Genomic DNA, 25,623 nt, shown 5'->3' with positions numbered 1-25,623 from the left:
CGATATGCTGGCGGGCAAAGCGCCATAAGGAGACCCCCATGCAGATATTCGACACCGGCGATGTAAAGCTTCACTACCGCGTCGACGGGCCCGAGGACGGCGCCCCGGTGGTCTTTGCCAATTCGCTCGGCACCGACCTGCGGCTCTGGGACAAGGTGCTGCCGCTGCTCGCCCCCGGTCTGCGCATCATCCGCTTTGACAAACGCGGTCACGGCCTTTCCTCCTGCCCGCCGGCGCCCTATGCGATGGGCTCGCTCATCACCGACACCGAACGGCTGCTGGACCATCTGAACGTGCGCAATTGCGTCTTTGTCGGCCTGTCGGTCGGCGGCATGATCGCGCAGGGTCTGGCGGTCAAACGGCTCGACATGATCCGCGCGCTGGTGCTTTCGAACACCGCCACCAAGATCGGCACCCGCGACATGTGGGACGCGCGGATCGCGGCGGTGGAACAGGGCGGCATCGAAAGCCTTGCCGATGCGGTGATGGAACGCTGGTTCTCTGCCCCATTCCGCGCCACGCCCGAACTGGCGCTTTGGCGTAACATGCTGGTGCGCCAGCCGGACGCGGGCTATGCGGGCTGTTCGGCGGCGATCTCGCATAGTGATTTCATGACCCCCACCTCCGGCCTGCGCCTGCCTGCGCTTGGTATCGCGGGGTCCGAAGACGGTTCCACCCCGCCCGATCTGGTACGCGAGCTGATGGATCTGATCCCGGCCTCGAAGTTCAAACTGATCCGCCGTGCCGGCCATCTGCCCTGCGTGGAACAGCCGCAGGACTACGCCGACACGCTGAACGATTTCCTTGCCAGCGTCGGCCATATTCCCAAACAGAAGGGCTGACCATGGCCGCAAGCGTTTTTGACAGTGCCCTCTACGCCCGGCTGTTTGACTGTGGCGAGGCCGGGCGGCTTTTTACCGACAGTGCGGCGGTGCGCGCCATGCTGCTAATCGAAGGCGCGCTGGCCAAGGTGCAGGGCGCGCAGGGGGTGATCCCCGAACTCAGCGCCGCCGCCATCCACCGCGCCAGTCTTGAGATCCGCGTCGACCCCGGCGCTTTGGCCGAGGCGACGGGCCAGAACGGCGTCAGCGTCCCGGCCCTGCTCGACCAGTTCCGCGCTGAAATGCAGGCGCCGGAACATGCACAATACGTCCATTGGGGCGCGACCTCGCAAGACATTCTCGACAGCGCGCTGATGCTGCGTCTGCGCCAGGCGCTGCTGCTGGCCGAGGCCGACCTGCGCGAGATCATCAAGGCGCTGGCCAAAGCCGCCAAGGACCACGCCCATCTGCCGATGCCCGCCCGCACCTATGGCCAGCATGCCACGCCGACCTCCTTTGGCGCGGTGCTGGCGGAATGGGGCATGCCGCTGATCGACGCGCTCGACGCCCTGCCCGCGCTGCGCAAAGAGACGCTTTATGTCTCCCTCTCAGGCGCCGCCGGCACCGCCTCTGCCCTCGGTCCGGGCGCGGCGCAAACCCGCGCCGACCTTGCCCGCGCGCTTGGGCTGCATGATCCGGGGCGCAATTGGCATGCCGACCGCGGCCCGATCCTGCGCATCGCCGATTGGCAAGGCCGCGTGATGGCGGCGCTGGCGCATATGGGGCAGTCCTTGCTGGGGCTGACCGGCAGCGAGACGCAGGAACTGGCGCTGAGCCAAGCCGGCGGGTCTTCGACCATGCCGCAAAAGCAGAACCCGGTCTCGCCCTCGGTGCTTGTGGCGCTGAACCACCAACAGGGCGGGCTGCGCGCCAGCCTGCAAGCGGCGGCGGTGCATCAGCACCAGCGCGACGGGGGTGCGTGGTTTGCCGAATGGCTGGCCCTGCCGCAGATGTGCCTTGGCCTTGCCACCGCCCTGAACCATGCCAAGACCCTAAGCGCCGAGGTCACCCCGCATCCGATGCAGATGCGCCACAACCTCGACGCCGGGCTGGGGCTGATCCATGCCGAAGCGCTCAGCTTTGCGCTGGCCGAACGGATGCCCCGCCCCGAAGCGCAGCGCGTTACCAAAGCGCTGGCGCATGACGCGCTCGACAAACGGGTGCCCCTGGCCGATCTGGCGCGGGCCGACTATCCCGACCTGCCCGCAGACCTGTTTCACCCCGAGGCGCAACTGGGCCAGGCCCCGGCGGCCGCCAAAGCCTTTGCCGCCCGCGCGGAAAAACTCTGACCGGATGCCGCTGCCGCTGATCTTTATCCTGCTGACGGTGATGATCGACGCCATGGGCGTCGGGCTGATCCTGCCGGTGATGCCCGACCTGATCCGCGAGGTGCGGGGCGGTGATCTCAGCGAGGCCGCGCTTTGGGGCGGGGTCCTGGCCACCAGTTTTGCCGCGATGCAATTCCTCTTTGGCCCGGTGCTGGGCGGTCTGTCGGACCGTTTTGGCCGCCGCCCGGTGCTGCTGCTGGCGCTGGTGGTGATGACGGTGGATTACAGTGTCATGGCGCTGGCGGGGAGCGTCTGGCTGCTGCTCATCGGGCGTCTGGTCGGCGGGGTCACGGCGGCCACCCATGCCACGGCCTCGGCCTATATGGCCGACATCTCGCCGGCTCAGGACCGCGCCGCCCGTTTCGGGCTGATCGGCGCGGCCTTCGGCGCGGGCTTTGTGCTGGGGCCGCTGATCGGCGGTGTCCTGGGCGAATATGGCACCCGCGCGCCCTTCTGGGCGGCGGCCGCCTTGGCGGCGGGCAATGCGCTGCTGGGCTGGCGGGTGCTGCGCGAAACATTGCCCCGGACCAACCGCCGCCGCTTCGACTGGCGCCGCGCCAATCCGCTGGGCGCGCTGCAGGCGCTTGGCCGTCTGCCGGGGCTCGGCAGGCTGCTGATGGTCTATTTCCTCTATCACGTGGGTTTTGCCGCCTACCCCGCCGTCTGGGCCTATTTCGGGCAGGACCGTTTTGGCTGGTCGCCCACGATGATCGGCCTGTCGCTGGGTCTCTTTGGCGTGCAGATGGCGCTGGTCCAGGGCGGGTTGATCGGCCCCGTGCTGCGCCACCTGGGCGCGCGCGGCACGGTGATCGCGGGGCATGTCTTTGCCCTCGCCGCCTTTCTCGCGCTGACGCTGCTGACCTCGGGCACTTGGGCGCTGATCATGACCCCGCTGGCGGCGCTGGCCGGGGTGATCCCGCCGGCGCTGCAGGGCATCATGTCGGCCCGGGTCTCTGCCGATGCGCAGGGCGAATTGCACGGCGCGCTGAGTTCTTCGACGGCGCTGGCGATGATCCTCTCGCCCTTGGCGATGACAGCGGTTTTCGCCCAGTTCACCGGCGACACCGCCCCGGTCTACCTGCCCGGCGCGCCCTTCCTTCTGGCGCTGGCGCTGACCGCCGCCGGATTGACCCTCTTTGCCCGCCGCCCGCTGCCGAAAGACGCGGCGGCACAGTAGCGCGCACTTGCACCCTGCCCTGATCCGCGCCACGCTCGAAAAAATGCCCCCGGATCAAAGGACCGCCCCTTGCAGAGTATCAAAGCCGCCGTCTGCCACGCCTTCGACCAGCCGCTGCGGGTCGAGGAGATCCAGATCAGCCCGCCGCAGGCCGGCGAAGTCGAAGTCACCCTTGATGCCGTGGCGATCTGCCATTCGGATATCTCATTCGCCGAAGGCGCATGGGGCGGGCCGCTGCCGGCGGTCTATGGTCATGAGGCGGCAGGGCGGATCAGCGCCTTGGGGCCCAATGTGCAGGGGTTCGAGACCGGCGACAGCGTGGTCGTCACCTTGATCCGCGCCTGTGGCAGCTGCCCCAGCTGCACCGCTGGCCAGCCGACGATCTGCACCACCCCGCAGGCGCCCGAAGGGCCATTGCAGAGCCGCGACGGCAAACCGCTGTTCCAGGCCATGGCAACCGGCGGCTTTGCCGAGAAAGTCGTCGTGGACCGCTCGCAGGTGGTGAAAATCTCACCCGATATCGCCAAGGAGGCCGCCTGCCTCATCGCCTGCGGCGTGATCACCGGGGTTGGCGCTGTGGTCAATGCGGCGGGCCTGCGGGCCGGACAAGACGTGGTGGTGATCGGCGCGGGCGGCGTGGGGCTCAACGCGATACAGGGCGCGCGGATCGCAGGGGCACGGCGCATCGTCGCGGTGGATATGACCGAAGAAAAACTCGCCACGGCCCGCGAATTTGGGGCCACGGACACGGTGCTGGCGACCGAGGCGAAACCTTGGCGCGCGGCCAGCAAAGCCATGGGCCGCGGCGCCGATGCGGTCATCGTCACCGTTGGCGCGATCCCGGCCTATGATACCGCCACGCGCTACCTTGCGCCGGGCGGGCGGGTGATCATGGTCGGCATGCCCCACAGTGGCGCTGCCTCAAGCTATGAGCCGGTGATCCTCGCCGCCATGGGCCAAGGCATGGTCGGCTCCAAAATGGGCGATGTGGTGATCCAGCGCGATATCCCCTGGATGGTGGACCTCTACCTGCAGGGGCGGTTGCAGCTCGACAGTCTGATCTCGGGCCGCTGGCGGCTCGATCAGATCAATGAGGCCATCGCCGACACCAAAACCGGCGCCGCCCGCCGCAATGTGATCCTTTTCGACAGGACCGACTAACTGCTCTTTCTGGCCAAAACTACGCCAGGGGGGCCGGCGGTGTGCCCCCCGGCGGCGCGCGCCACGTTCAGCCGTCCGGCAACTCCCCAAGCAAGATCGCGCGAAAATCGTTTACATTGGTCCCCGTCGGCCCGGTATGGAACAGATCGTCCACCGCATCGAAGGCCGCATAGGCGTCATTGCCCTGCAACAGCCTGCGCGGATCGACACCCGCCGCCCGCATGGCCGCCGCCGAGGCGCCATCGACAAATGCCCCGGCGTTGTCTTCTGACCCGTCGATCCCGTCGGTATCCGCCGCCAGCGCGGTGATCCCCGCCTGCCCCTCCAAGGCCAAGGCCAGCGACAGGGCAAAGGCGCTGTTCCGCCCGCCGCGCCCCTTGTGGCGCAGGGTCACCGTGGTCTCGCCCCCCGACAGCAGCACCAGCGGCGCCGGATGGGGAAAGCCGCTGTGCTGCGCCTGACGGGCCAGCGCGGCATGCACCAGCGCCACCTCCTGCGCTTCGCCCTCAATCGCGTCCGAGAGCACCCAGGCATTCACCCCCCGCGCCCGCGCGCGCTGCGCGGCGGCGTCGAGCGACAAGGCGGCAGAGGCGATGATGCGGGTGGTGCTGCGGCTGGGGGGCGGTGCTGCCGGCGCCTGTTCGGCCGCGGCTTGCAAAAACGCCATTGCGCGGGGCGGCAGTTCCAGCCCCCGCGCCGTGACCTCGGCCAAGACCGCACTGGCCGCAGGCCGCCCCGGCACCGTGGGGCCAGAGGCCACCGCGCCCGGATCATCGCCGGGCACATCTGACACGATCAGGCTCAGCACCGGCGCGGGATGCGCAAGCGCGGCGAGCCGCCCGCCGTTCACTGTGCTGAACTGTTTACGAATGTCGTTCATCACCGAAATCGGCGCGCCAGAGGCCAGCAGGGCGCTGTTGAGCTCTTGCAAATCCTCAAGCGTCAGCCCCTCGGGCGGCGCTGGCAGAAGCGAAGAGCCGCCGCCGCAGATCAAGGCGATCACCTGATCGTCCGGCCCCAGATCCGCCACGCAGCTTTGCAAGACACGCGCGGCCTCGATCCCCGCCGCGTCCGGCACCGGATGCGCGGCCTCCAACACGCGGATATGGCGGCAGGGTGCTGCATAGCCATAGCGCGTGACCACCGCCCCCTCACAGGGATGCGGCCAAAGCGCCTCCAAGGCCTGCGCCAGCTGCGCCGCCCCCTTGCCCGCGCCGATCACCACGGTGCGGCCCTTGGGCGGCGGCGGCAGAACGTCCTGCAAGATGCGCCGCGGATCGGCGGCGGCGACGGCAGCGTCGAAGAGATCGGCGAGGAATTGACGTTTCGGATCAAGGCGGTCTGGCATATCGGGGCTCCGGCTGGTGGCGCGATCATGGCCCGCGGGGGGCTGCTGTCAATCCACCTGAGCGAACAGGCAGTTGCGCGCGCCTTTGAGGCCAAAATCCGGGTCTTGGCACAGGCCCAGCGGCAGGGCGCGCCGCCAGTTGCTGTGCCGCCCCCCGGCGACGAAGGCCGCGATGAATTCAGCATCGAAGAGCCAAGGATTGGCCTGCGCCACCCCGCCGGTGATGAAAACACCGCCGCGCGCGCCAAAGACCAGCCCCAGATCGCCCGCCAAACCGCCAAGGTATTGCGCGAAAAGCGCGATGGCCTCGCGGGCGATGTCATCTGTCTTGGCGTTCGCGGCGTCAAAAATTGCCTCGGCGGACTGAAGCGGTGCCGCCTCGCCCCGGACCTTTGCGATGGCCTGATACCATTTCGGAACGCCCGACCCTGACAGGATCGCCTCCGCTTCCACGGCGAGCCCCTCGCCCATCTGGACCTCGGGCCAGGCGGCAATCAGGGCTTCAAAATAAGGCACCTCCTGCGCGCGATGCGGCGTGAGGCGCATATGCCCGCCTTCGCCCGGCACCGCCAAGGGCTGCCCCTGATGCCAAAGCAATGCGCCGACACCCAGCCCCGTCCCCGGCCCGATGATCACCCGCGGCTCTTGCTCGGGCGCTGGCGCCCCTTGCAGATAGGTGACCTGATCCAACGTGGCGAGCGACCATGCGGCGGCGGCGAAATCATTGAGCAGGATTATTTTTTCAACGGCAACGTCACAGGCCCGCGCCAGCGCGGCCTTGGTGATATTCAGCCCGGCATTGGTAAAGGTAACCCGATCGTCAACTACCACCCCCGCGGCGGCAATCGCCACGGCGCCGGGTGGGCGGCCCATCTCTGCGATCAAGGCGGTGCATGCCTCGGTCACCGCGGCCTCGCCAGCTGAGGCGCGGCTTTGACGGGCCAGGAAATCACCCTTTGCGTCGACCGCCGCCAGACGCAGATTGGTGCCGCCGACATCGCCGATAAGATACCACATATCTGCCTCCCGCAGCGCCCCTGCCAGAACAAGGGCTCAGTCAAACAGCAAAAAGGCCCGGCGGCATTTCCTGCGCCCGGCCTTCTGCTGATTTACAATGGACCGCGCCTTTTGTCACTCGGTCGGCGCGGCCGGAACTGCGACAGTCCCCTCACCTTCGATCGTCTCGCTCTCTTCGACGATGGCGTTTTCCTCTTCCGGCGCGGTGGCGACTTCTTCGCCCGTCCAATAGACAATGATGCCGACGCCAAAGATCACGACCAGCGCGATGCCGATCAAAGGCCCGATATGCCGACGTTCCTGTTTCTTCAGATTTGTGTCTGGTGGACTCATATGTCGCCCCTTTCCTTGCTGCGGACATTCCCCGAAGGGGGGAGGCGCCGAAACAGCGCCGCCTCATGTCCAGTTACCGGGCCAACCCTTCAGCCCGGAGCAAAGTTCCAAAGGTGGCGCTCGGCCCTCAGGTCAGACGGCAGAAGAGCCCGGCCGCGAGCTTGGCCCGCTCGGTCAGGCTGTCGACATAGATATGCTCTTCCAGCGTATGCAGCCCCTTGCCGCGCACGCCGATACTGTCGAGCGTGGGCAAGCCCAGAAAGCCGGTGAAATTCCCGTCCGAGCCCCCCCCGGCGGAGCTGCCGGTGATCTCGATCCCGATCTCGCTGCCGATTTCCTGGGCCAGTTTCAACATCGCCATGGTGCCGGGTTGATTCGGCTCCCAGACCGGGCGGGTGACGCCGCGGCGGATTTCCATGATGACATCGCCCTCGTCCGAGTTCAGCGCCATCATCTTTTCCACGCCCGCATCAAGCTGCTCTTGGGTCTTGGCCATGGTCAACACCTCGGCATCGCAGACCGAAGACACGCAGTTGACCCATTGCCCCGCGTGGAACACCCCGAGCGAGAAGGTGCAATCCTCGGTGGTCATGCCTTCGATGGTGCCAACCGCCTTGGCCATTTCGGCAATGGCCGAGCGGCCTTCGGCGAGCGCCCAACCGGCATGGCTGGGGCGGCCACGGGTCTGAAGGTCAAAACGCGCGATGGCATAGCGCCCGATCACCGCCCCGCCGTCGGGGCGCGCGGGTTCGGGGACGAGGATGTATTTATGGCGCTTGGCCTCGGCCTCGATCAGCGCGCGGGTGGCGGGGGTGCCGATTTCCTCATCCGGGGTGAAAAGCACCGTCACCGGCAGCGGCGTCTCCACCCCCGCGGCCAGCAATTTGCGCAGCGCGTCGAGGTAGACGTAATTGCCGCCCTTCATGTCCATCAGGCCCGGCCCGTAGCAGATATCGCCCGCGCGCTTATAGGGCAGTTTCGCAAGCGTGCCGATGGGATGCACCGTGTCCATATGGCCGAGCAGCAGGATGCCGCCTTCGCCCTCGCGCGGGTGCGGCAGGGTTGCGCGCAGGCTGTCGCCAAGGCCCATGGGGCTGGGGATCCGCTCAATCCGCGCGCCGAGCACCGCGAGGTCATGTTGCACCACATCCATCATGCGGTTCACGGCGGCGCCGTCAAAGGTGGGGCTTTCCGTCTCGATCCACGGGCGCAGCCCGGCAAGCATCTCGTCGGTATCAAAGGGTAAATTAAGAGGGTTGGTCATATAGGGGTTCCTTGCCCCCGCGCGGCCCAACGGGGCGCGGGGCGGTAAATTGAAGCCGCAGATGCGGCGGTTTAGCTCTCGGTCTTGGGCAGACGGGTTTCCACGATCCGGGCATAGATCGACGCCCCGATCGGCAGGATGTCGTCGTCCAGCACAAATCCCGGGTTATGCAGCGGCACGCTGCCCGCATGGCCCACCCGGCAATAGGCGCCCGGCACGACCTTCAGCATATCCGCGAAATCTTCGGAGCCACTGGCCTGTTCGGTCGACTCGCGCGCATTCTCCCCCCCGACCACGCTGGCGGCGGCCGCGACATAGGCGGTGGTGAGTTCCGGGTCGTTCATCAGCACGTCAAAGACATTGCGGATCTCGACCTCGATCTCGATCCCGTAAGCCGTGGCCATGCCGGCGCAGAGCGCGCGCATCCGCGCCTCGGCCATCTCGATCACATCGGGGTGGAAATAGCGGATCGTGCCGGCGATGGTCGCCGCATCCGGCACCACGTTATAGGCCGAGCCGGCGTTGAATTTGGTGACCGAAAGCACGATCGGCTTGGTCGGCGGCGTGTTGCGGCTGACGACCGACTGCAACTGCTGCACCAGCGCGGTGCCGATGACGATGGGATCGCGCGACTGATGCGGCATCGCGGCGTGGCTGCCGGTGCCCTTGACGGTGATGTCAAAGAACGCCGCCCCCGCCATGGCCGCGCCGGGGGTCACGCTGACCTTGCCCGGATCGGAGTTCGGATCGTTGTGCATGCCGTAGATTTCATCGCAGGGGAATTTCTCGAAAAGCCCCTCCTCCAGCATCCGGCGGGCGCCGCCCAAGCCTTCCTCGGCGGGTTGAAAGATCAGCACCACGGTGCCGTCAAAATCCCGGGTTTCCGCCAGATAGCGCGCCGCGCCCAAAAGCATGGTGGTGTGGCCGTCATGGCCACAGGCATGCATCCGCCCGGGGTTGGTCGAGGCATAGGGCACGCCTGAATCCTCGACAATCGGCAGCGCGTCCATATCGGCGCGCAGCCCGACCCGGCGGTTGCCGCCGCCGGTGCCCTTGATGATGCCCACAACCCCGGTACCGCCCAGCCCTTCGTGGACCTCATCCACCCCGTAGGCGCGCAGCTTTTCGGCCACGATCCCGGCGGTGCGGACCTCTTCAAACCCCAGTTCGGGATGGGCGTGGATGTCTTGGCGAATGGCGGTGAGATCCGCGGCAAAGGCTTCGATTTTTGGAAGAACGGTCATGCGGTGGCTCCTGTCCGCATGGCGGCGCTGTCGAGCGCGCGGTAATTGGCGAAATCCCAGTGACGGCCCGGGGCCGCCTCGATCAGATTGCGGGTGTAATCATGGCGCGGGTGGGCCAGCACTTCTCCGGCGGGGCCGTATTCCACGACCTGCCCGCGTTGCATGACCAGCACCTCGTCGCAGATCTGCGCCGCGACGCGCAGATCATGGGTGATGAAGAGCATGGCGACGCCGAACTTCTCCTGAATGTCATCCAGCAGATCAAGCACCTGAGCCTGAACGCTCACGTCAAGCGCCGAGACCGCCTCATCCGCGACCAGCAGATCGGGCTTCATCGCCACCGCGCGGGCAATCGCGATGCGTTGGCGTTGCCCGCCCGAGAACTGATGCGGATAGCGGTCGAGCGCGTCGCGCGGCAGGTCGACCAGTTCCATCAGCTCGGCGGCATGGCGCATCGCCTCATCGCGCGGGGTGCCGAAATTGATCGGCCCCTCGCAAAGGCTGCGCGCCACGGTCCAGCGCGGGTTGAGCGAGCGGTAGGGGTCTTGGAACACGATTTGCAGATGTTTGCGGTGATCGCGCAGCTGACGGCGCGAGAGCTGCGCGATCTCGGTCCCCGCGACATTCACACTGCCTGCGGTGGGGTCGATCAGCCGCATGATGGCCCGCGCCACGGTGGATTTGCCCGAGCCGGATTCGCCCACAATGCCCAGCGTGCGCCCCGGCTGGATGGTAAAGCTCACATCCTGCGCGGCCTTGACCCCCTCGCTGCGGCGCAGGAAGCCGCCGCCGCCATAGGTCATGTCGAGCCCGGCAACCCGCACCACTTCGCTCTGCGATGCCGCCGCCCGCGCCGGGCGCGGGGTGAGGTTGGGCACCGCGGTCAGCAGGGTGCGGGTGTATTCCTTTTTCGGGTTGGTCAGCAGCTCGGCAATCGGGGCGCGTTCGACAATCTGCCCCTGCTGCATGACCGTCACGGTATCCGCAATCTCGGCCACCACGCCCATGTCATGTGTGATGAAAAGGACGGCGGTGCCGTGGCGCTCCTGCATCTCGGCGATGAGCTTGAGGATCTGCAACTGCGTGGTCACGTCAAGCGCCGTGGTCGGCTCATCCGCGATCAGCAGATCGGGGTCGAGGATCAGCGCCATGGCGATCATGATGCGCTGGCGCTGCCCGCCGGAAAGCTGATGCGGGAAGGCCGAGAAGATGCGGTTCACATCGGGCAGATGCACCTGATCCATCATGTCGAGCGTGCGTTTCTTGGCCTCTGATTGGCTCAGATCACTGTGCATGTTCAGCACTTCCATGATCTGCTCGCCCACCCGCAGCACCGGGTTCAGCGCTGTCATCGGCTCTTGGAAAATCATCGCGATGCGCCGCGCCCGCAGCTGGCGCATCTGGGCATGGCTGGCGCTGGTGATCTCGAAATCATCCAGCGTGATGCTGCCGCTTTGCACCTCCAGTGCCGATTTCGGCAGCAGCCCCATGGCGGCCAGCGAGGTCACCGATTTGCCGGAGCCGGATTCCCCCACCAGACAATGCGTCTCGCCCGCGCGGATGGTCAGGTCGATCCCGTCGATCACCGGCATGGCCTGTGGCCGCCCCGCGAGCCCGATGCGCAGGTCGCGCACTTTGAGCACCTCACGCGCGCCTGAGAAGTCCTTGTTCTTGAACTGCATCTCTCAGCCCTCCCGTTTCTTCATGCGCGGATCCAGCAGATCGCGTGCGGTGTCGCCCAGAAGGTTGATCGACAGGATACAGAGCGACAGCAGCAGCCCCGGCCAGAAGATCAGCCCCGGTTTGATCTGAAAATAGGTCCGCCCTTCGGCCATGATGTTGCCCCAGGTGGGGATCTCGGTGCTGACGCCCGCGCCGAGAAAGCTCAGGATCGCTTCGATCAGGATCGCCGAGGCGCAGATATAGGTGCCCTGCACGATCAGCGGCGCCATGGTGTTGGGCATCAGGTGCTGGATCAGGATTTTGGGCATGGAGGAGCCGAGCGCGATGGCGGCTTCGACGTAAGGTTCCTCCCGCGCCGAGAGCACGACCGAGCGCACCAGCCGCACCACGCGCGGCACCTCTGGCACGGTGATCGCGATGATGACCGAGCCGAGCGACGGCCCGTTCAGCGCCACCAAGGCAATCGCCAGCAGGATCGCGGGGATCGCCATGAGACTGTCCATGATCCGCATGATGATACTGTCGGCGGTGCGGAAGAACCCGGCCACGAGGCCAATGGCCAGCCCCACCGCGACACTGACCAGCGCCGCGCCGACGCCAATCAGCAGCGACACGCGCCCGCCGACCATCACGCGGGAGAATGTGTCACGCCCGTAGGGGTCGGTGCCGAGCAGAAATTCATCGGACGGGGGTTTCAGCCGCGCCGCCGAGTTCATCGCCAGCGGGTCATAGGGCACGTAGAGCGGTGCAAGAATGGAGGCCAGCACGATGGCGGCGAGCGTCAGGGCGGCAAGCAGCGGGCCGATGCCGACCCTCGCGCCTGCGGGCAGCGACAGCAGACCGGTCAACACCTGAAAAGCGCTGTGGCGGGATTGGGGTTGCTCGATCATGTCAGTACCGGATCCTTGGGTCGAAGAATGAATAGGAGACGTCAACCAAGAGGTTCACGAAGACATAGATGCCCGCGGTCAGCAGGATCATCGCCTGAATGACGGGGTAGTCGCGGGCGAGGATCGCATCGACCGTCAGCCGCCCGATGCCGGGGATGTTAAAGACGCTTTCGGTCACCACCACGCCCGAGATCAGCAGCGCGAAACCGGTGCCGATGATCGTCAGGATCGGCACGGCGGCATTGCGCAGCGCGTGGCGGAACAGCACGACGTTCTCCCGCACGCCCTTGGCCCGGGCGGTGCGGATGTAGTCTTCGCCCAGAACTTCGAGCATGGACGCGCGGGTCATCCGCGCGATGAGCGCCACATAGATCGTGGCCAGCGTCAGCGAGGGCAGAATGGCGCGCGAAAAGAACGGGCCGATACCCTCCGAAGGCGCCTTATAGCCCTGCACCGGCACCCACCGCAGCTCGATGGCGAAAATCTGGATCAGGATATAGCCGATCACAAAGACCGGCACCGAAAAGCCCAGCACCGAAAAGGACATCACCAGAAAGTCGACCCAAGTGCGGTGCCGCCATGCGGCGATCACACCCATCGGCACGGCAAGCAGCACGGAGATGGTAATGGTCATCAGCGCGATGTTGAGGGTCGGCCCCAAACGGTCACCCAACATGCCCGCGACAGAGGTGTTGGACAGCAGCGACACGCCCAGATCGCCGCGCAAGAGCTGGCCTATCCATGTGAAGAACTGCGTCAGCAGCGGATCATTGAGGCCCAGACGGTCGCGGATACGTTCCAACTGGGCGGGGGTGGCGGCATCCCCTGCGAGGATCGCGGCGGGGTCACCGGGGGTCAGACGCAGCAGCAAAAACACGAAAACGGCGACGATCAGCATCACCGGGATCGTGGCCAGCACGCGCTTCAGGATATAGACGAGCATGTTCCGGAAAGTCCCTTTCGACGGAATGAAGACAGGCGGCGCGGGTCAGACCGCGCGCGAAAATTGGGAGCGGTGGAGAGCGCGACCGACGCGCTCTCCGGGGGGCTGGATTACTCCGCCTCTTTGGTCATGTTCCAGAACACCGGCACCGGCGAGGGGATCATGTTCTGGATCGCGTTGCGGCGGGCCTGCGGGATCAGATATTCGCCCATCATGATGTAGTTGACGTTGTCCATGACGTGTTTCTGAATCTCGACCGCGACAGCTTTCTGCGCCTCGGCCCCTTCGGCCTTCATGAACTTGGCCCGCAGCTCTTCGATCTCGGGATCATCCGGCCAGCCGAACCAGGCATCATCGCCACGGCCATTGACCATCACGTTGATCAGCGGGTCCGAGATTTCAGGCACCATCCAGTTGGTGAAGAAGAGGTTCCAACCGCCCTCGGACACCGGGCTTTGCTGGGCGCGGCGTTGGACGACCGACTGCCAGTCCATCGACTGCATATCGACCTCGAACCCCGCTTCGCGCAGCGCCTGTGCTGCAACCACGGGCTGGTTGATCAGGGTGGTGACATCCGTCGGCGCCATCAGCGTGATCGGCGTGCCGTCATAGCCGGCCTCTTCGAGCAGCGCCTTGGCCTTTTCGATATCCGCGCCGCCTGTCACGATTTCCGAATCCGCTTCGTCGCCCAATGGGGTCGCACAGCCAAAGATCGCGCCGCAGACGTTGTAGTAGGCGGGATCGCCCTGCATGGTCTGAAGCATGCTCTCCTGATCCAGTGCCGCCATGGCCGCCTGACGGACCAGTTTGTTGTCAAAGGGCGGGTGCAGGTGGTTGGGCCGGCCAATGGTGACATAGCCAAGGTCATCGCGGGTCTCGACCGTCACATCAGGGCTGGCTTCGAGGATCGGCAGCAGGTCAATCTGCACCTGTTCGAGATAGTCGATCTCCCCCGCCGAGAGCGCGTTGATCGCGGTGAGCGCGTCGGGCATCGTGGTCCAGACCACACGGTCGACATTGACCACCTTGCCGCCCGCCATCCAGGAGGCTTCCTCGTCGCGCGGCACGTAGTCGTCGAACTTTTCATAGGTGACGTTCACGCCGGGCTCATATTCATCCTGATTAAAGACGAAGGGGCCGGAGCCGATATATTCCGTGATCGTTTCATCGGGCGAGGTTTCGGCCACGCGCTTGGGCATGATGAAAGGTGGCACCGCGGATTGTTTGGAGATCACGGTCAGCAGCGGCGCGAAGGCTTCGCTCAGGGTCCAGACGACCGTCTTGTCATCCTGGGCTTCCAGGCTTTCGGTCACGTCAAAGATCAACTGCCCACCGCTGTCGCGCTCGCCCCAGCGTTTGAGCGAGGCCACGACATCTTCCCCGGTCACCGGGGCGCCATCGTGGAAGGTCAGCCCATCGCGCAGGGTGAAAGTATAGGTCAGACCGTCCTCGGAAATCTCCCAGCTGGCCATCTGCGGCTGCGGCTCGAAATTCGCATCGACGGCGGTCAGCACGTCATAGATCATATAGCCGTGGTTGCGGGTGATATGGGCCGTGGTAATGACCGGGTCGAGCACCCGCAGGCCGGAATGCATCACGGCGGTGATCGTGGTTTCGCCTTCCTGCGCGGCCAGGCTTGCGGGGGCCAGCAATGCCGTGGTCGCGGCAAAGGCGGCGGCAAGGCCACGGGTCTGTTTCAAAGCAGATCGTAGAGGTAACATGTGTATTTCCCTTGTTGGTATAGGTCGTGATTTTATTGTTGGGCCGCGGCGGTGAGCCCGCCACGGTCAGGACGCGCCTCAGCGGCACGGTCAGCCCCGAAACGGGGGCCATCGGGGGACAGCCTCAGCCCCGCGCGCAGGCGGGTGAAAGGCAGATCGGCCGGATGAAGCGGCATCGGCCCGGGGGCGCAGGCCACGAGGATATCGCGCGCGATAGGCGCGAAATCGGCCCGGAAGTGGGTCGAGCTTTTGACCACCAGCAGGGCCTTTTCCTCTGGCACGATGCCGAGGGATCGGAACATTTCCCGATCCGCCATCTGCGCGATGCCCGAGGTGACAGCGACATCAACGCCCCCGATACGCAGGCAGGCCGAAGGGCCAAGATCGAGCATGGTCCCGCCATAATAGGGGCCGGTGGCATGCACCCTGCCCTCCGTCAGATGCATCACCTGCGCGCTCGTCTCGAAGGGCGCATCCCCCGGCACGCTGGCATGCCCGCCAAGCGCGACCGATATCTGCGCGCCGACCCCGGCGGCATGGGCCGCCGCCGCCGAGGCGGGATCGACGATCAACCCGATTGCTGCGTCCTTTGCCCCCGCCGCGACCAAGGCGCGCAAGAGCCCGGTGGTGGCCGAGACGCCGCCCGCGCCGGGGTTGTCTTGAGTGTCCGCGATCACCACCGACCCGGTACCTGGCGCTGCCGCGCGTTTTTGTGCCTCGGCCACCGCCTCTGCTGCGCTATAGGCGCGGTGGGTCAGAAAATCTGGCGCTGCGGCCTCATAGGCACCTGCGATCTTATCCGCCGCGGCATTGGCCGCCGCCTCTGTCGCGGCAAAGGCCACCGCCACCGGGCCGCAATCGGGGATATCCGCCGCCGGGAAGCCCATGAACAGGCTGGCCGATTGCGCGCCTTCGGCTTCACAGGCGGCAAGCTGCGCATAAAGCCCCCGGCCCGGTTCCATCTCGGTCGACTGAAAGGGGATCGGAACCAGATAAGACATCCGCCGGACCGCCTTGGCCGGCCGCGCGCCGCTGCGCATGATCTGGTCCAGCATCCGCGCAGCCGCAGCCCCCGTATCGGCCATATCCACATGGGGATAGGTACGAAAGCCGACCAGCCCGTCGATATCGGCCACGAAATCCGGGGAGATATTCCCATGCAGATCGAGCGCCGCCGTGATCGGCACATCCGGCCCCACAGCCGCGCGCAAACGGCGCAGCAACTCCCCCTCCCCATCGTCGATATGTTCGGCCACCATCGCGCCGTGCAGATCAAGAAAGATGCCATCCAGCGGCCCGGCGGCGGTGATCCCGGCGATGATCTCTTCGGTGATCTGCTCATAGGCCGCGCGCGTCACATGGGCCGAGGGGATCGCACCGGCCCAGAGCACCGGCACCGCGTCCCAGTCGCAAGCGCGCGCCACCTTCATGGCACCGGCCATGCCAAGATTGACCTGCGTGAAAGCCTCCCACATCGCCGCGCCCCGCACCATCGGCACATAGCCGCCGCCGACGCGGAAGGCCTCCATATCCGCAGGCTGGGGGGCGAAAGTGTTGGTCTCGTGCAGAAATCCGGCAAGGGCCACTTTCGGTCGAGGAAGGTCTTGCACGTCAGGCTCCCGCTGCATGCCGGGTGATGCCGGCGTTTCGCAGAGCAGAATGACTTCAGGTCAATTCTGCCCAACATATCTTGTGTATCGCGTGGCGATATGACCATATCGCTCTGCAAGCCTAGGCGGCAGGTTTGAGATTCGTCAAGCGGGAGATTAACGTGAGTAGTATTTTGCGGGCCGACCCGCCCCAACCGCTCGATATTCAGGCAGAAGATGACCGGCTCTTCGTCCGCGCCGCAGGCCGCGCGATGCAGGTGCTGAGCGCTTTTCACAAGGCCACCGGCCCGCTGAGCCTGTCGAACATCGCGGCCGAGGCGCAGATCGACCGTTCGGCGGCGCAGCGTCTGGTGCATACGCTGACCCGGCTGGGCTATATCCGGCGCAGCGCCGATGACCGGGGCTACCTGCCCGGCATCCGTCTGCTGGACCATACGCTGGACCTGCTGCGGCTTGATCCGATCGTTCAAAAGGCAACCCCGGTGCTGCTGGAACTGCGCAAATCCCTGCGCGAGCGGGTGGACCTGAGCCTCTATGATGAGACGCGGTTGATCTATGCCCTGCGGATGCAGAGCAAACGCGAGACATTCTATGCAAGTCTGGTGGGGCATAGTGTGCCGACCTATTGCACCGCCGGGGGCCGCGCGGTGCTGTCGCAATTGCCCCGGGCCGAGGCCCGCGCGATCCTCGACCGCGCCCCGATGCACGCCTTTACCACCAAGACCGAAACAGACGCCGCTGCGGTCATGCGCGCCATTGACGAAGCCCGCGAGCAGGGTTTTGCCGTGATCTGCGACGAGTTTGTGCAGGGCGAAATCGCGCTTGGCGTGGCGATCACGGACCGCGACGGCGCGCCGCTCAGCGCCATCCACATCGGTGGTTCGCTGGCGGAATGGACGCCCGAGGCTTTCACCGCCAAAGTCGCACCGCTGACGATCGAGGCGGCCCGGGCGATCATGGCGGGATGAGCCGCGCCCGGCCTGCGCTGCCTTGACCTATGGCCATGGCGCTTGCCAGTTCAGGCGGCTACGACAGGCCAATCAGACAAAGGAGCGCCGATGCTGGCCCTGTCGAGCCTTTTTGCCGCGGCTTTCTTTGCCGCCACCCTGATCCCCGCCCAATCCGAAGCGGTGCTGCTGGGGCTGATCTGGGCCGAGGCGCATCCTGTCGCGCTGCTGCTCTTGGTCGCGACAGCAGGCAATGTTCTGGGGTCGCTGGTCAACTGGCTCTTGGGCCGCTATCTGGCCCTAGTCGCCACCCGGCGCTGGTTTCCCTTTTCGCCGGCGCAGCTGCGACGGGCGTCTGACTGGTATCAGCGGTGGGGATATTGGAGCCTGCTGGCAAGCTGGATGCCCCTCATCGGTGACCCGCTGACCCTTGCCGCGGGGGTGCTGAAAGAACCGCTCTGGCGCTTTCTTTTGATCGTGACCCTTGCAAAGGGCGGGCGCTATCTGCTGCTGGCGGCGGCGGCGCTGAATGCCCTATGATCGGGCGCATCTCAATGCGGCCGGTTGCGGCTGGCTTGGCTTTCCTGCGCCCGCGGGGACCATGTTGATCTGATATAGGCGAGGATATCCCAAATCTCCGCATCTGAAATCACCCCGTCAAAGGCCGGCATGCCGCTGGCGAAATCGTCAATCCCCCGCGCGGCCAAAGCGCCCCGCCCGCCGAGCTTGGTATAGTCAAACAGCAGGACATTGTCGTGATGCCAGGTATGCCCGCTTTCATCATGGGGCGGTGCGGGCAGGATGCCCTCTGCGTTGGGGGTGCGCCAATCTGGTTGCCCTTCAAGCGCCGCGCCGTGACAGGCGGCGCAATGCTCGGCATAAAGCGCCTCGCCCGCGGCGAGGTCGCGGCCCTCAAGCTCATGATCCGCCAGGGCGGCGCCTGCGCTGAGCAGCAGGATCGGCAGCAACGCTTTCATGCGACCTTGACCCATGTACGCATGCCCCCGATGGAATGGCTCAGCATATGGCAGTGGATCAGCCAGCTCCCCGGATTGTCGAAAACGCAGATCACATCGCGGCTTTCGCCCGCCGCGACGAGGGAGGTGTCGCGGAGATCGCCGAGACTGCCATCGCTGGAGACCTCATAGAAGTGATGCCCATGCAGGTGGATGCCATGCGGAAAGGCGGTGTCATTCACAAAGGTGATGCGCGCCGTCTCCCCCCGCGAGAATGCGCCGAAAGGCGTCTCATGCAGATCGGACAGATCGTTGAAGGCCCAGATATTCGCCCCGCCGTGGCGTCCGCCCATGGCGCCGCCCATCATGGTCAGCGTCAGATGTTGCGCGGGCGTGCCGGGGGCGGGCAGCTCTGGCGCGGCAAGGGCCGGGATATCTGCCGGCTGCCGCTGGCCATTGCGCCCCGCCACCGTGAGATCGGCCAGACGGTAGGCACCTTGGCGGGTCATCATGTCAAAGCCGACCGGGCCGGTCACATCGGCAATCACATCCGCACGCTGCGCCGGGGCAAGCACCAGATCGCCCAGATCGCGCGGCTCTTTGAGGGCCATGCCATCCAGAGCCACAACCTTGCCCGCAACCCCTGAGACCGCCAGCGGGAAGATCCGATTGGTGGCCGCATTGATCAGGCGCAGGCGCAGACGGTCGCCCTGTTGCACCTGCTCTTTCGACAGGAAGGCGCGGGCGAAATTGCCCATATAGCCCCCATGCGCGACACTGTGCATGTCGGTATATTCATCCACCAGCGCGCCGCTTTCCTCCATCCGCCAATCTGACAGCAGCACCGTGATGTCATGGTCCACATCGGGCGGGGTGTCGTCTTCGACGATCAACGGGCCCATCATCCCGCGCGCCACCTGCTCCTGCGAGATATAATGCGAGTGATACCAATATGTGCCGGCATCGGGCGGCGTGAACCTATAGGCCATGCTGCTGCCGGGGTTGATGAGATTCTGCGTCACCACCGGCACACCGTCCATTTTGTTGTCCAGCCGGATGCCATGCCAATGCACGGCCGTGCCTTCCTCAAGCCCGTTTTCCACATTGATCGAGACCGGTGCCCCGCGCTTCAGCCGCAGCTCCGGCCCCGGCATGGAGCCGTTGAACCCCAGCATGGCGGTCGCCCCTTCGCCCTCGGGCAGAATCTGTCCGGTGACAGCTTCGGCCTTGAGCGTCAGCGGCGTCTGCGCCGCGCGGCCGGGCATAGGAAGGACCGCCGCCGCGGCGGTGCTGGCCAGAAACTGTCGTCTGTTCATCAAAAACCTCATCAGGTGGACATGCCGTGGTTCAGCGTAACGCTTCTGCCCGCAACTGCCCATGCGACGATTTGCTACCGCCCGCACCCCGGCGGATTTGTGCACTGTCCCGCAGGGTACGGCAAAAAGATCACATTCTATTGTTCGACCGCGGCTTTGCTGAACTTTCCCCGGGGCCGGCGGTTGGTCTATCATACATCCAAACGGTTCAGCCGCTATTTTGAACCAACGACGGAGCGAGACAATGCTGACGAGACGACATTTCATTCAAACGACAACGGCGCTCTTTTCCGGGGCCATCGGGGCCATCGGGGCACCGGCTTTGGCCGCCGCCCGCCCCACGGCCGCGCAAAAGGCTGCCTGGGACGCGCAGGTGACCCCGCCGAATTTCGATCTGATGACCTCTAACCCATGGGGCATACATCCGCGTTTCCTGCCCACAAGGGTAGAGGCGAATGACAGGTTGGTGCCGGGGGATGTGCATGTGGATGCGGTCGCCCGTTACATCTATCACATCGAAGAAGGCGGCACGGCGATGCGCTTTGGCGTCGCGATTGCGCGCGGCAATCTTTACGAGCCCGGCACCTATACGATCAAGCGCAAGGTCGAATGGCCGACCTGGACGCCGACGCAGAATATGATCGCACGCGATCCCGAGCTATACGGCGCTGTCGCAGATGGGGTTGATCCGGGGCCGACGAACCCGCTCGGCTCGCGGGCGCTTTACCTCTTTGTCGGCAACCGCGACACCTATCTGCGCATTCACGGCACGCCCACGCCGGAAAGCATCGGCGGGCGGGCAAGCTCGGGCTGCGTGCGGATGATTATGGCGCATATCAACCATCTCTACCCGCAGGTCAGAACCGGCTCGACCGCGCATCTCTACTCTGCCGAAGACAGTGTGGTGCCACGCAGCTAAGGCGCTTTAGAGATAAGGTATTTAAGAGGCCGAGAGGCGCGCCCCGGCGCGCCTCTCGGCAAGGTCTTATGTCGCGCGTTGCGTGCAGATCGGGTTACCGCCCACGGCGCGCAGCGGCACCAGCGTGGTCTCGACGGGGCCGTTGTGCTCATACCAATAGCAGCCATCTTCAGACAGCAAACGCGCCGTGCTCAGATCCTGGTTCGGCGCGGCCATGCTGGCCACATTGGCCGGCAGGTTGCCGACCCGATCCGGACGCTGCGCGGTCTCCATCGGTGCCGTACAGCCTGCGACGGTCAGTGCAGCCGCCCCAATCATCAAAGTTGTTCTGCGCATCATAGCCCTTACCATTTCATGTGATTTTAATCGGCGACAACCTGACATACCGCAGTGGGATTGCAAGCGGCGACTGGCATCAATCAGAGGGGTGTGACCCAGCCGCCAAAACTCATTCCAGCCGCGCGGCCTGATCCTTGATCCGCCGGATCGGGATCGAGGATTCGATCGACGCCACACCGTTGAACTTGGTCAGCCGCCCGGTCAGGAACTGCTCATATTCCTGCAAGTCCCGCGCGGCGATGCGCAGCAGATAATCGAAACTACCGGTCATCAGCCAGCAATCGACCACTTCGGGACAGTCCAGCAGTTGTTCTTCGAAAGACACCAGCCGGTCATCCACCTGCCGGTCGAGCTTGACCGAGACAAAGATCGAAAACCCAAAGCCGAGCGCCTGTTCGTTGATCCCGGCGCGGTAGCCGGTGATGATCCCCTGCGCCTCCAACTGCCGAATGCGCCGCGCGCAGGGCGAGGGCGACAGGCCGACGCGCTCGCTCAGTTCCTGATGGGTCTGACGCCCGTCGCGGTGCAGCTCGCGCAGGATACGCCGGTCAATCTCGTCCAAGCCTGCCCCTGCGCTCTTGCTCTTTTCCATCAATGAATACCCCTTTCGCGCTCAATTCAGGCGCAGAATGGCTGAAGTAGCACAAGCTTTGCCAAGAAATGAAGCACAAAGCGCCCTAGGATGCCCGCAAGAAGAGGAGACCCATGCGTGACCGACCAGACCCCGCACCTGAAGACCGTAGAACAACGCCTGCTGTGGCTGTCCCACTACATGATCCATCACGCGAATAACCTCCGCAGTTCCCCGGACCGGATCAAGGTCGGCGGCCATCAGGCCAGTTCTGCCTCAATGGTGTCGATCCTCACCGCGCTCTATTTCTCGGCGCTGCGCCCCGAGGACCGGGTTGCGGTCAAACCCCATGCCAGCCCGATCTTTCACGCGATGCAATATCTTATGGGCAACCTCGACCGTGCGCGGATGGAGAACTTTCGCGGCTATGGCGGGGTGCAATCCTACCCCAGCCGCACCAAGGATGTGGACGATGTGGATTTCTCCACCGGTTCGGTCGGGCTGGGGGTGGCGATCACCTCCTTTGCCTCGATGGTGCAAGACTACATCAAGGCGAAACCCTGGGGCAAAGATGCACCCATGGGCCGGATGGTGGCACTTGTGGGCGATGCGGAACTGGACGAGGGCAACGTCTATGAGACCCTTCAGGAAGGTTGGAAAAACGATCTGCGCAACTGCTGGTGGATCATCGACTATAACCGCCAGTCGCTCGACGGGATCGTGCGCGAAGGGCTGTTTGAACGGGTCGAGAAAATCTTTGACGCCTTCGGCTGGCAGGTGGTGCGGGTCAAATACGGCGCGCTGCAACGGGCGGCGTTTGAGGAGCCGGGCGGCGCGCGTCTGCGCGACTGGATCGACAGCTGTGCAAACCAGGAATACGCCGCACTAACCTTTATGGGCGGGGCGGTCTGGCGCAAACGCCTGATGGATGATCTGGGCGACCAGGGCGATGTCACCGCGCTGATTGAGCGGCGCAGCGATACGGAACTGGCCGCCTTGATGGAGAACCTCGGCGGCAACTGCGTGGAAACCATGGCCGAGACCTTTGCCTCTATCGACCATGACGCGCCGACCTGTTTCCTTGCCTATACGATCAAAGGCTGGGGCACGCCGATTGCCGGGCATAAGGACAACCACGGCGGCCTGATGAACCCCACGCAGATGCAGAAATGGCAGGAGCATATGGGTGTGCCGGAGGGGGCCGAATGGGAGCCTTTCGCCACGGTAGAGGATGAGGCGGGGCTGCGTGATTACCTCGACAAGGTGCCCTTCTTTGCCAAGGGCCGCCGCCGCTTCGAGGATGACAAGATCGACGTCCCCGCCCTGCCCGCGCCGCAGGACACGGAAATCTCGACCCAGGCCGCCTTTGGCAAAATCCTTGACGGATTGAGCAAGGGCGACACGCAATTGGCCGAGCGGATCGTCACCACCTCGCCCGATGTGACCGGCACCACCAACCTTGGCCCCTGGGTGAACCGCCGCAAGCTTTTCGCCCGGGCCGAGATGGCCGACGCCTTCATCGAACACCGCATCCCCTCCACCGCAAAATGGGAATTCACGCCCAAGGGCCAGCATATCGAGCTGGGCATTGCCGAGATGAATCTCTTCCTGCTCTTGGGCGCGGCGGGGCTGGCCGATAGTCTCTTCGGCAAGCGGCTGATCCCCATTGGCACGGTCTATGACCCCTTCGTGAACCGCGGCCTCGATGCGCTGAACTATGCCTGCTACCAGGATGCGCGTTTCATGATCGTCGGCACGCCCTCGGGCATCACCCTCTCGCCCGAAGGCGGCGCGCATCAGTCGATTGGCACGCCGCTGGTCGGCATGTCGCAGGACGGGCTGGCGGCTTTTGAGCCTGCCTTTGCCGATGAACTGGCGGTCATTATGGAATGGGCCTTTGACTATATGCAGCGCGACCGGGGCGATACGCCGGTGGCCAAGGATGAAGCGCCAACGCCTTCCGCGACATGGCTGCGCGATGAGGCGGGTGGTTCGGTCTATCTGCGGCTCACCACGAACCCCATCGAGCAGCCCGGCCCGCGCGACAGCGCCGCCTTCCGGCAGGCCGTGACCGATGGCGCCTATTGGCTGCGCGAGCCCGGCCCGAACTGTGAGGTGGTCATTGCCTATCAAGGTGTCGTCGCCCCCGAAGCGATCCGCGCCGCCGGGCTGCTGGCCGAAGACCGCCGCGATGTGGGGGTCTTGGCCGTGACCTCGGCAGATCGGTTGAACGCAGGCTGGACCGCCGCGCAGAACGCCCGCGCGCAGGGCAACCGTGACGCGCATTCGCTGATCGAGCGGCTGACTGCAGACCTGCCGCCGCATTGCCGCATCGTGACGGTGATCGACGGCCACCCCGCCACCCTGTCATGGATCGGCGCGGTCTCTGGCCACCGCACCATCCCGCTGGGGGTCGAGCATTTTGGCCAGACCGGCACCATCGCCGATCTTTACCGCCACCACGGGATCGACGCCGAGGCGATCCTGCGCAAGGTCAACGACCTGATGCCCGGCAGGCCGCTGCGCTATTGACCGCAGATCGGCTTAGACCGCAGCCATCAGCCCTTGCAGGGCGGCCCGGTAAGCGCGGGTGATCGCCTCGCGGTCCTTATGCCGGCCGCCCTGCACCGCATGGCGTCCGGCAGACCAGACATCTGTCACCACATCCGCTTTGGCCGCGAAAACGAGACCATCCAAAAGCTGATCTTGGCGCAGCGCGCAAAGCGCGGGGGCGCTGCTGTCAAACGCCATCAGATCGGCCCATTCGCCCACCGCGATCTCTCCTGCGCCGCGCCCAAGCGCCTGCGCCCCGCCCCGTGCCGCGCCGGTATAGAGCGCGTCGCCAACGGAGCCTTCGGTGGTCACCATCACATTGCGCGCCACATCCCGCAGCCGCTGCGAATATTCCAGCGTCCGCAGTTCTTCGGCCAAACCGATCAGGACGTTGGAATCGGACCCGACGCCAAAAGCACCGCCGGCCTCAAGATAGGTCGGCCCATTGAACGGCCCGTCCCCCAAGTTTGCCTCTGTCACCGGGCAGAGCCCTGCAACCGCGCCTGAGCGGGCCATCTGAGTGGTTTCCGCCGTGGTCATATGGGTGGCATGGATCAGGCACCAGCGCTCGGAAACCTCGACATTCTCCAGCAACCAGGCCACCGGACGCGCGCCGAGCCAGCTTTCAATGTCCCGCACCTCCTGCGGCTGTTCGGCGATATGGATATGCACCGGCCCCGAAGGATGTGCCGCAAGAACCGCGTTCAGGTCATCCGGCGCGGTGGCGCGCAGCGAATGGGGGGCGATGCCGACGCGGCAGTCGGCCGGCAGCCCCGCAACCTGCGCCTTGGCCCGCGCGACCAGCGCGTTGAACCGGTCCACGTCATTGCCGAAACGCGCCTGCCCCGCCTGCAACGGCTGCTGCCCCGCCCCGCCGTAGCTATAGAGCACCGGCAGATGCGTCAGCCCAATCCCCGTGGTCTGCGCCGCCGCCGCGATCCGGGCAGAGAGCTCCCCCAGATCGTCATAGGGCGCCCCGCCGGGCTGGTGATGCAGATAGTGGAACTCGCCCACAGCGGCATAGCCCGCCTCCTGCATCTCCATAAAGGTAAAGGCCGCAATCGCTTCGATCTGCTCGGGCGTCAGATGTTCGGTAAAGCGGTACATCAGCTCGCGCCACGTCCAGAAGCTGTCTTTGCCCGCCATGCGGTACTCTGTCATCCCGGCCATGGCGCGCTGAAAACTGTGGCTGTGCAGATTGCCAAGGGCGGGCAAGAGCGTGTCGACCCGCTGGTCCGAAGCCTGCGGTGCCTGCCCCGGCTCGACCGCGGTGATGCGCCCTTCGGTCTGTTCGATACGCACATCAGAGGCCCAGCCACCGGGCAATTTAGCTTGTTTGGCAAAAATCATAGATGCGGCCTTTCGTTTTTATGTATAGACATAAAGCATGTTTGATCGTACCAGAAAAGTGAAATTATCGCC

General features: G+C 65.2%; 23 protein-coding genes. 8 read left to right on the top strand and 15 right to left on the bottom strand.

What is annotated here, in order from left to right; all coding sequences use genetic code 11:
• The first annotated feature begins 38 nt into the window (after positions 1-38).
• From pcaD to AB4M76_RS06310, 4 genes are all read left to right on the top strand, one after another.
• Positions 39-842, top strand: a complete 804-nt coding sequence (gene pcaD, locus AB4M76_RS06325) for a 3-oxoadipate enol-lactonase (protein WP_368440957.1) — start codon at positions 39-41, stop codon at positions 840-842.
• A gap of 2 nt (positions 843-844) precedes the next feature.
• Positions 845-2,170: a lyase family protein gene (locus tag AB4M76_RS06320; RefSeq protein WP_368440956.1), complete on the top strand. Its 1,326-nt coding sequence runs from the start codon at positions 845-847 to the stop codon at positions 2,168-2,170.
• Positions 2,171-2,174: 4 nt separating this feature from the next.
• Positions 2,175-3,386, top strand: a complete 1,212-nt coding sequence (locus AB4M76_RS06315; RefSeq protein WP_368440955.1) for a TCR/Tet family MFS transporter — start codon at positions 2,175-2,177, stop codon at positions 3,384-3,386.
• 69 nt (positions 3,387-3,455) lie between these two features.
• Entirely contained in the window at positions 3,456-4,547 is a 1,092-nt protein-coding gene (locus tag AB4M76_RS06310) for a Zn-dependent alcohol dehydrogenase (protein ID WP_368440954.1), read from the top strand.
• A 67-nt stretch (positions 4,548-4,614) separates the two neighbouring features.
• On the opposite strand, the gene AB4M76_RS06305 is transcribed toward AB4M76_RS06310, so the two are convergent.
• The 10 genes from AB4M76_RS06305 to AB4M76_RS06260 form a co-directional block, all read right to left on the bottom strand.
• Positions 4,615-5,895 (bottom strand): glycerate kinase, encoded by a 1,281-nt coding sequence (locus AB4M76_RS06305; RefSeq protein ID WP_368440953.1) that lies wholly within the window; start codon positions 5,893-5,895, stop codon positions 4,615-4,617.
• A gap of 48 nt (positions 5,896-5,943) precedes the next feature.
• Positions 5,944-6,912, bottom strand: coding sequence for an ROK family protein (locus tag AB4M76_RS06300; RefSeq protein WP_368440952.1), 969 nt, complete (start codon positions 6,910-6,912; stop codon positions 5,944-5,946).
• Positions 6,913-7,026: 114 nt separating this feature from the next.
• Entirely contained in the window at positions 7,027-7,245 is a 219-nt protein-coding gene (locus tag AB4M76_RS06295) for a hypothetical protein (protein WP_368440951.1), read from the bottom strand.
• Between the two features lie 127 nt (positions 7,246-7,372).
• Positions 7,373-8,509, bottom strand: a complete 1,137-nt coding sequence (locus AB4M76_RS06290) for a M20/M25/M40 family metallo-hydrolase (protein ID WP_368440950.1) — start codon at positions 8,507-8,509, stop codon at positions 7,373-7,375.
• A 71-nt stretch (positions 8,510-8,580) separates the two neighbouring features.
• The gene (locus AB4M76_RS06285) at positions 8,581-9,753 is read right to left on the bottom strand and encodes a M20 aminoacylase family protein (protein ID WP_368440949.1); all 1,173 of its coding nucleotides are present in this window, start codon (positions 9,751-9,753) and stop codon (positions 8,581-8,583) included.
• Positions 9,750-11,435 (bottom strand): ABC transporter ATP-binding protein, encoded by a 1,686-nt coding sequence (locus tag AB4M76_RS06280; protein ID WP_368440948.1) that lies wholly within the window; start codon positions 11,433-11,435, stop codon positions 9,750-9,752. The genes AB4M76_RS06285 and AB4M76_RS06280 overlap by 4 nt, the downstream gene beginning before the upstream one ends.
• Before the next feature lie 3 nt (positions 11,436-11,438).
• Positions 11,439-12,326 carry an ABC transporter permease gene (locus tag AB4M76_RS06275; protein WP_368440947.1) on the bottom strand — a complete coding sequence of 296 codons (888 nt, stop codon included), beginning with the start codon at positions 12,324-12,326 and terminating at the stop codon, positions 11,439-11,441.
• Between the two features lies 1 nt (position 12,327).
• The gene (locus AB4M76_RS06270) at positions 12,328-13,269 is read right to left on the bottom strand and encodes an ABC transporter permease (RefSeq protein WP_368440946.1); all 942 of its coding nucleotides are present in this window, start codon (positions 13,267-13,269) and stop codon (positions 12,328-12,330) included.
• Positions 13,270-13,379: 110 nt separating this feature from the next.
• Positions 13,380-14,990, bottom strand: a complete 1,611-nt coding sequence (locus AB4M76_RS06265; RefSeq protein ID WP_368440945.1) for an ABC transporter substrate-binding protein — start codon at positions 14,988-14,990, stop codon at positions 13,380-13,382.
• A 32-nt stretch (positions 14,991-15,022) separates the two neighbouring features.
• Positions 15,023-16,600 (bottom strand): M81 family metallopeptidase, encoded by a 1,578-nt coding sequence (locus AB4M76_RS06260; protein ID WP_368440944.1) that lies wholly within the window; start codon positions 16,598-16,600, stop codon positions 15,023-15,025.
• 161 nt (positions 16,601-16,761) lie between these two features.
• Between AB4M76_RS06260 and AB4M76_RS06255 the strand changes: the two genes are divergently transcribed.
• Positions 16,762-17,568, top strand: a complete 807-nt coding sequence (locus AB4M76_RS06255; RefSeq protein ID WP_368440943.1) for an IclR family transcriptional regulator — start codon at positions 16,762-16,764, stop codon at positions 17,566-17,568.
• 90 nt (positions 17,569-17,658) lie between these two features.
• Positions 17,659-18,087 (top strand): YqaA family protein, encoded by a 429-nt coding sequence (locus AB4M76_RS06250; protein WP_368440942.1) that lies wholly within the window; start codon positions 17,659-17,661, stop codon positions 18,085-18,087.
• An 11-nt stretch (positions 18,088-18,098) separates the two neighbouring features.
• On the opposite strand, the gene AB4M76_RS06245 is transcribed toward AB4M76_RS06250, so the two are convergent.
• Both AB4M76_RS06245 and AB4M76_RS06240 read right to left on the bottom strand, forming a co-directional pair.
• On the bottom strand, positions 18,099-18,524 hold the full coding sequence (locus AB4M76_RS06245; protein ID WP_368440941.1) for a c-type cytochrome: 426 nt from the start codon (positions 18,522-18,524) through the stop codon (positions 18,099-18,101).
• Positions 18,521-19,819: a multicopper oxidase family protein gene (locus tag AB4M76_RS06240; RefSeq protein WP_368440940.1), complete on the bottom strand. Its 1,299-nt coding sequence runs from the start codon at positions 19,817-19,819 to the stop codon at positions 18,521-18,523. Before AB4M76_RS06240 ends, AB4M76_RS06245 begins: the two co-directional genes overlap by 4 nt.
• 244 nt (positions 19,820-20,063) lie before the next feature.
• Between AB4M76_RS06240 and AB4M76_RS06235 the strand changes: the two genes are divergently transcribed.
• The gene (locus AB4M76_RS06235) at positions 20,064-20,738 is read left to right on the top strand and encodes a L,D-transpeptidase (RefSeq protein ID WP_368440939.1); all 675 of its coding nucleotides are present in this window, start codon (positions 20,064-20,066) and stop codon (positions 20,736-20,738) included.
• 66 nt (positions 20,739-20,804) lie between these two features.
• On the opposite strand, the gene AB4M76_RS06230 is transcribed toward AB4M76_RS06235, so the two are convergent.
• Together AB4M76_RS06230 and AB4M76_RS06225 are read right to left on the bottom strand one after the other, a co-directional pair.
• Positions 20,805-21,074, bottom strand: coding sequence for a hypothetical protein (locus tag AB4M76_RS06230; RefSeq protein WP_368442385.1), 270 nt, complete (start codon positions 21,072-21,074; stop codon positions 20,805-20,807).
• A 112-nt stretch (positions 21,075-21,186) separates the two neighbouring features.
• A complete protein-coding gene (locus AB4M76_RS06225) occupies positions 21,187-21,669 on the bottom strand; it encodes an Lrp/AsnC family transcriptional regulator (RefSeq protein WP_368440938.1) in 483 nt (160 codons plus the stop codon).
• A gap of 117 nt (positions 21,670-21,786) precedes the next feature.
• Between AB4M76_RS06225 and AB4M76_RS06220 the strand changes: the two genes are divergently transcribed.
• Positions 21,787-24,180 carry a transketolase gene (locus AB4M76_RS06220; RefSeq protein ID WP_368440937.1) on the top strand — a complete coding sequence of 798 codons (2,394 nt, stop codon included), beginning with the start codon at positions 21,787-21,789 and terminating at the stop codon, positions 24,178-24,180.
• 12 nt (positions 24,181-24,192) lie between these two features.
• Here AB4M76_RS06220 and AB4M76_RS06215 read toward each other — a convergent pair whose 3' ends face one another.
• The gene (locus AB4M76_RS06215) at positions 24,193-25,551 is read right to left on the bottom strand and encodes a formimidoylglutamate deiminase (protein ID WP_368440936.1); all 1,359 of its coding nucleotides are present in this window, start codon (positions 25,549-25,551) and stop codon (positions 24,193-24,195) included.
• Positions 25,552-25,623 lie beyond the last annotated feature (72 nt).

It is taken from the genome of Sulfitobacter sp. PS-8MA, from assembly GCF_040933935.1.
Lineage (GTDB): Bacteria > Pseudomonadota > Alphaproteobacteria > Rhodobacterales > Rhodobacteraceae > Sulfitobacter.
Note: the sequence above shows the minus strand (reverse complement) of the source record. Positions and strands in the feature narration are given on the sequence as shown.

What these genes read in the sequence shown, in the direction of transcription:
- AB4M76_RS06225 (WP_368440938.1), bottom strand. Translation starts at nt 21,669, where the DNA reads ATGGAAAAGAGCAAGAGCGCAGGGGCAGGCTTGGACGAGATTGACCGG.
- AB4M76_RS06240 (WP_368440940.1), bottom strand. Translation starts at nt 19,819, where the DNA reads ATGAACAGACGACAGTTTCTGGCCAGCACCGCCGCGGCGGCGGTCCTT.
- AB4M76_RS06300 (WP_368440952.1), bottom strand. Translation starts at nt 6,912, where the DNA reads ATGTGGTATCTTATCGGCGATGTCGGCGGCACCAATCTGCGTCTGGCG.
- AB4M76_RS06295 (WP_368440951.1), bottom strand. Translation starts at nt 7,245, where the DNA reads ATGAGTCCACCAGACACAAATCTGAAGAAACAGGAACGTCGGCATATC.
- AB4M76_RS06305 (WP_368440953.1), bottom strand. Translation starts at nt 5,895, where the DNA reads ATGCCAGACCGCCTTGATCCGAAACGTCAATTCCTCGCCGATCTCTTC.
- AB4M76_RS06250 (WP_368440942.1), top strand. Translation starts at nt 17,659, where the DNA reads ATGCTGGCCCTGTCGAGCCTTTTTGCCGCGGCTTTCTTTGCCGCCACC.
- pcaD (WP_368440957.1), top strand. Translation starts at nt 39, where the DNA reads ATGCAGATATTCGACACCGGCGATGTAAAGCTTCACTACCGCGTCGAC.
- AB4M76_RS06285 (WP_368440949.1), bottom strand. Translation starts at nt 9,753, where the DNA reads ATGACCGTTCTTCCAAAAATCGAAGCCTTTGCCGCGGATCTCACCGCC.
- AB4M76_RS06235 (WP_368440939.1), top strand. Translation starts at nt 20,064, where the DNA reads ATGCTGACGAGACGACATTTCATTCAAACGACAACGGCGCTCTTTTCC.
- AB4M76_RS06290 (WP_368440950.1), bottom strand. Translation starts at nt 8,509, where the DNA reads ATGACCAACCCTCTTAATTTACCCTTTGATACCGACGAGATGCTTGCC.
- AB4M76_RS06320 (WP_368440956.1), top strand. Translation starts at nt 845, where the DNA reads ATGGCCGCAAGCGTTTTTGACAGTGCCCTCTACGCCCGGCTGTTTGAC.
- AB4M76_RS06315 (WP_368440955.1), top strand. Translation starts at nt 2,175, where the DNA reads ATGCCGCTGCCGCTGATCTTTATCCTGCTGACGGTGATGATCGACGCC.
- AB4M76_RS06270 (WP_368440946.1), bottom strand. Translation starts at nt 13,269, where the DNA reads ATGCTCGTCTATATCCTGAAGCGCGTGCTGGCCACGATCCCGGTGATG.
- AB4M76_RS06215 (WP_368440936.1), bottom strand. Translation starts at nt 25,551, where the DNA reads ATGATTTTTGCCAAACAAGCTAAATTGCCCGGTGGCTGGGCCTCTGAT.
- AB4M76_RS06265 (WP_368440945.1), bottom strand. Translation starts at nt 14,990, where the DNA reads ATGTTACCTCTACGATCTGCTTTGAAACAGACCCGTGGCCTTGCCGCC.
- AB4M76_RS06230 (WP_368442385.1), bottom strand. Translation starts at nt 21,074, where the DNA reads ATGCGCAGAACAACTTTGATGATTGGGGCGGCTGCACTGACCGTCGCA.
- AB4M76_RS06280 (WP_368440948.1), bottom strand. Translation starts at nt 11,435, where the DNA reads ATGCAGTTCAAGAACAAGGACTTCTCAGGCGCGCGTGAGGTGCTCAAA.
- AB4M76_RS06245 (WP_368440941.1), bottom strand. Translation starts at nt 18,524, where the DNA reads ATGAAAGCGTTGCTGCCGATCCTGCTGCTCAGCGCAGGCGCCGCCCTG.
- AB4M76_RS06275 (WP_368440947.1), bottom strand. Translation starts at nt 12,326, where the DNA reads ATGATCGAGCAACCCCAATCCCGCCACAGCGCTTTTCAGGTGTTGACC.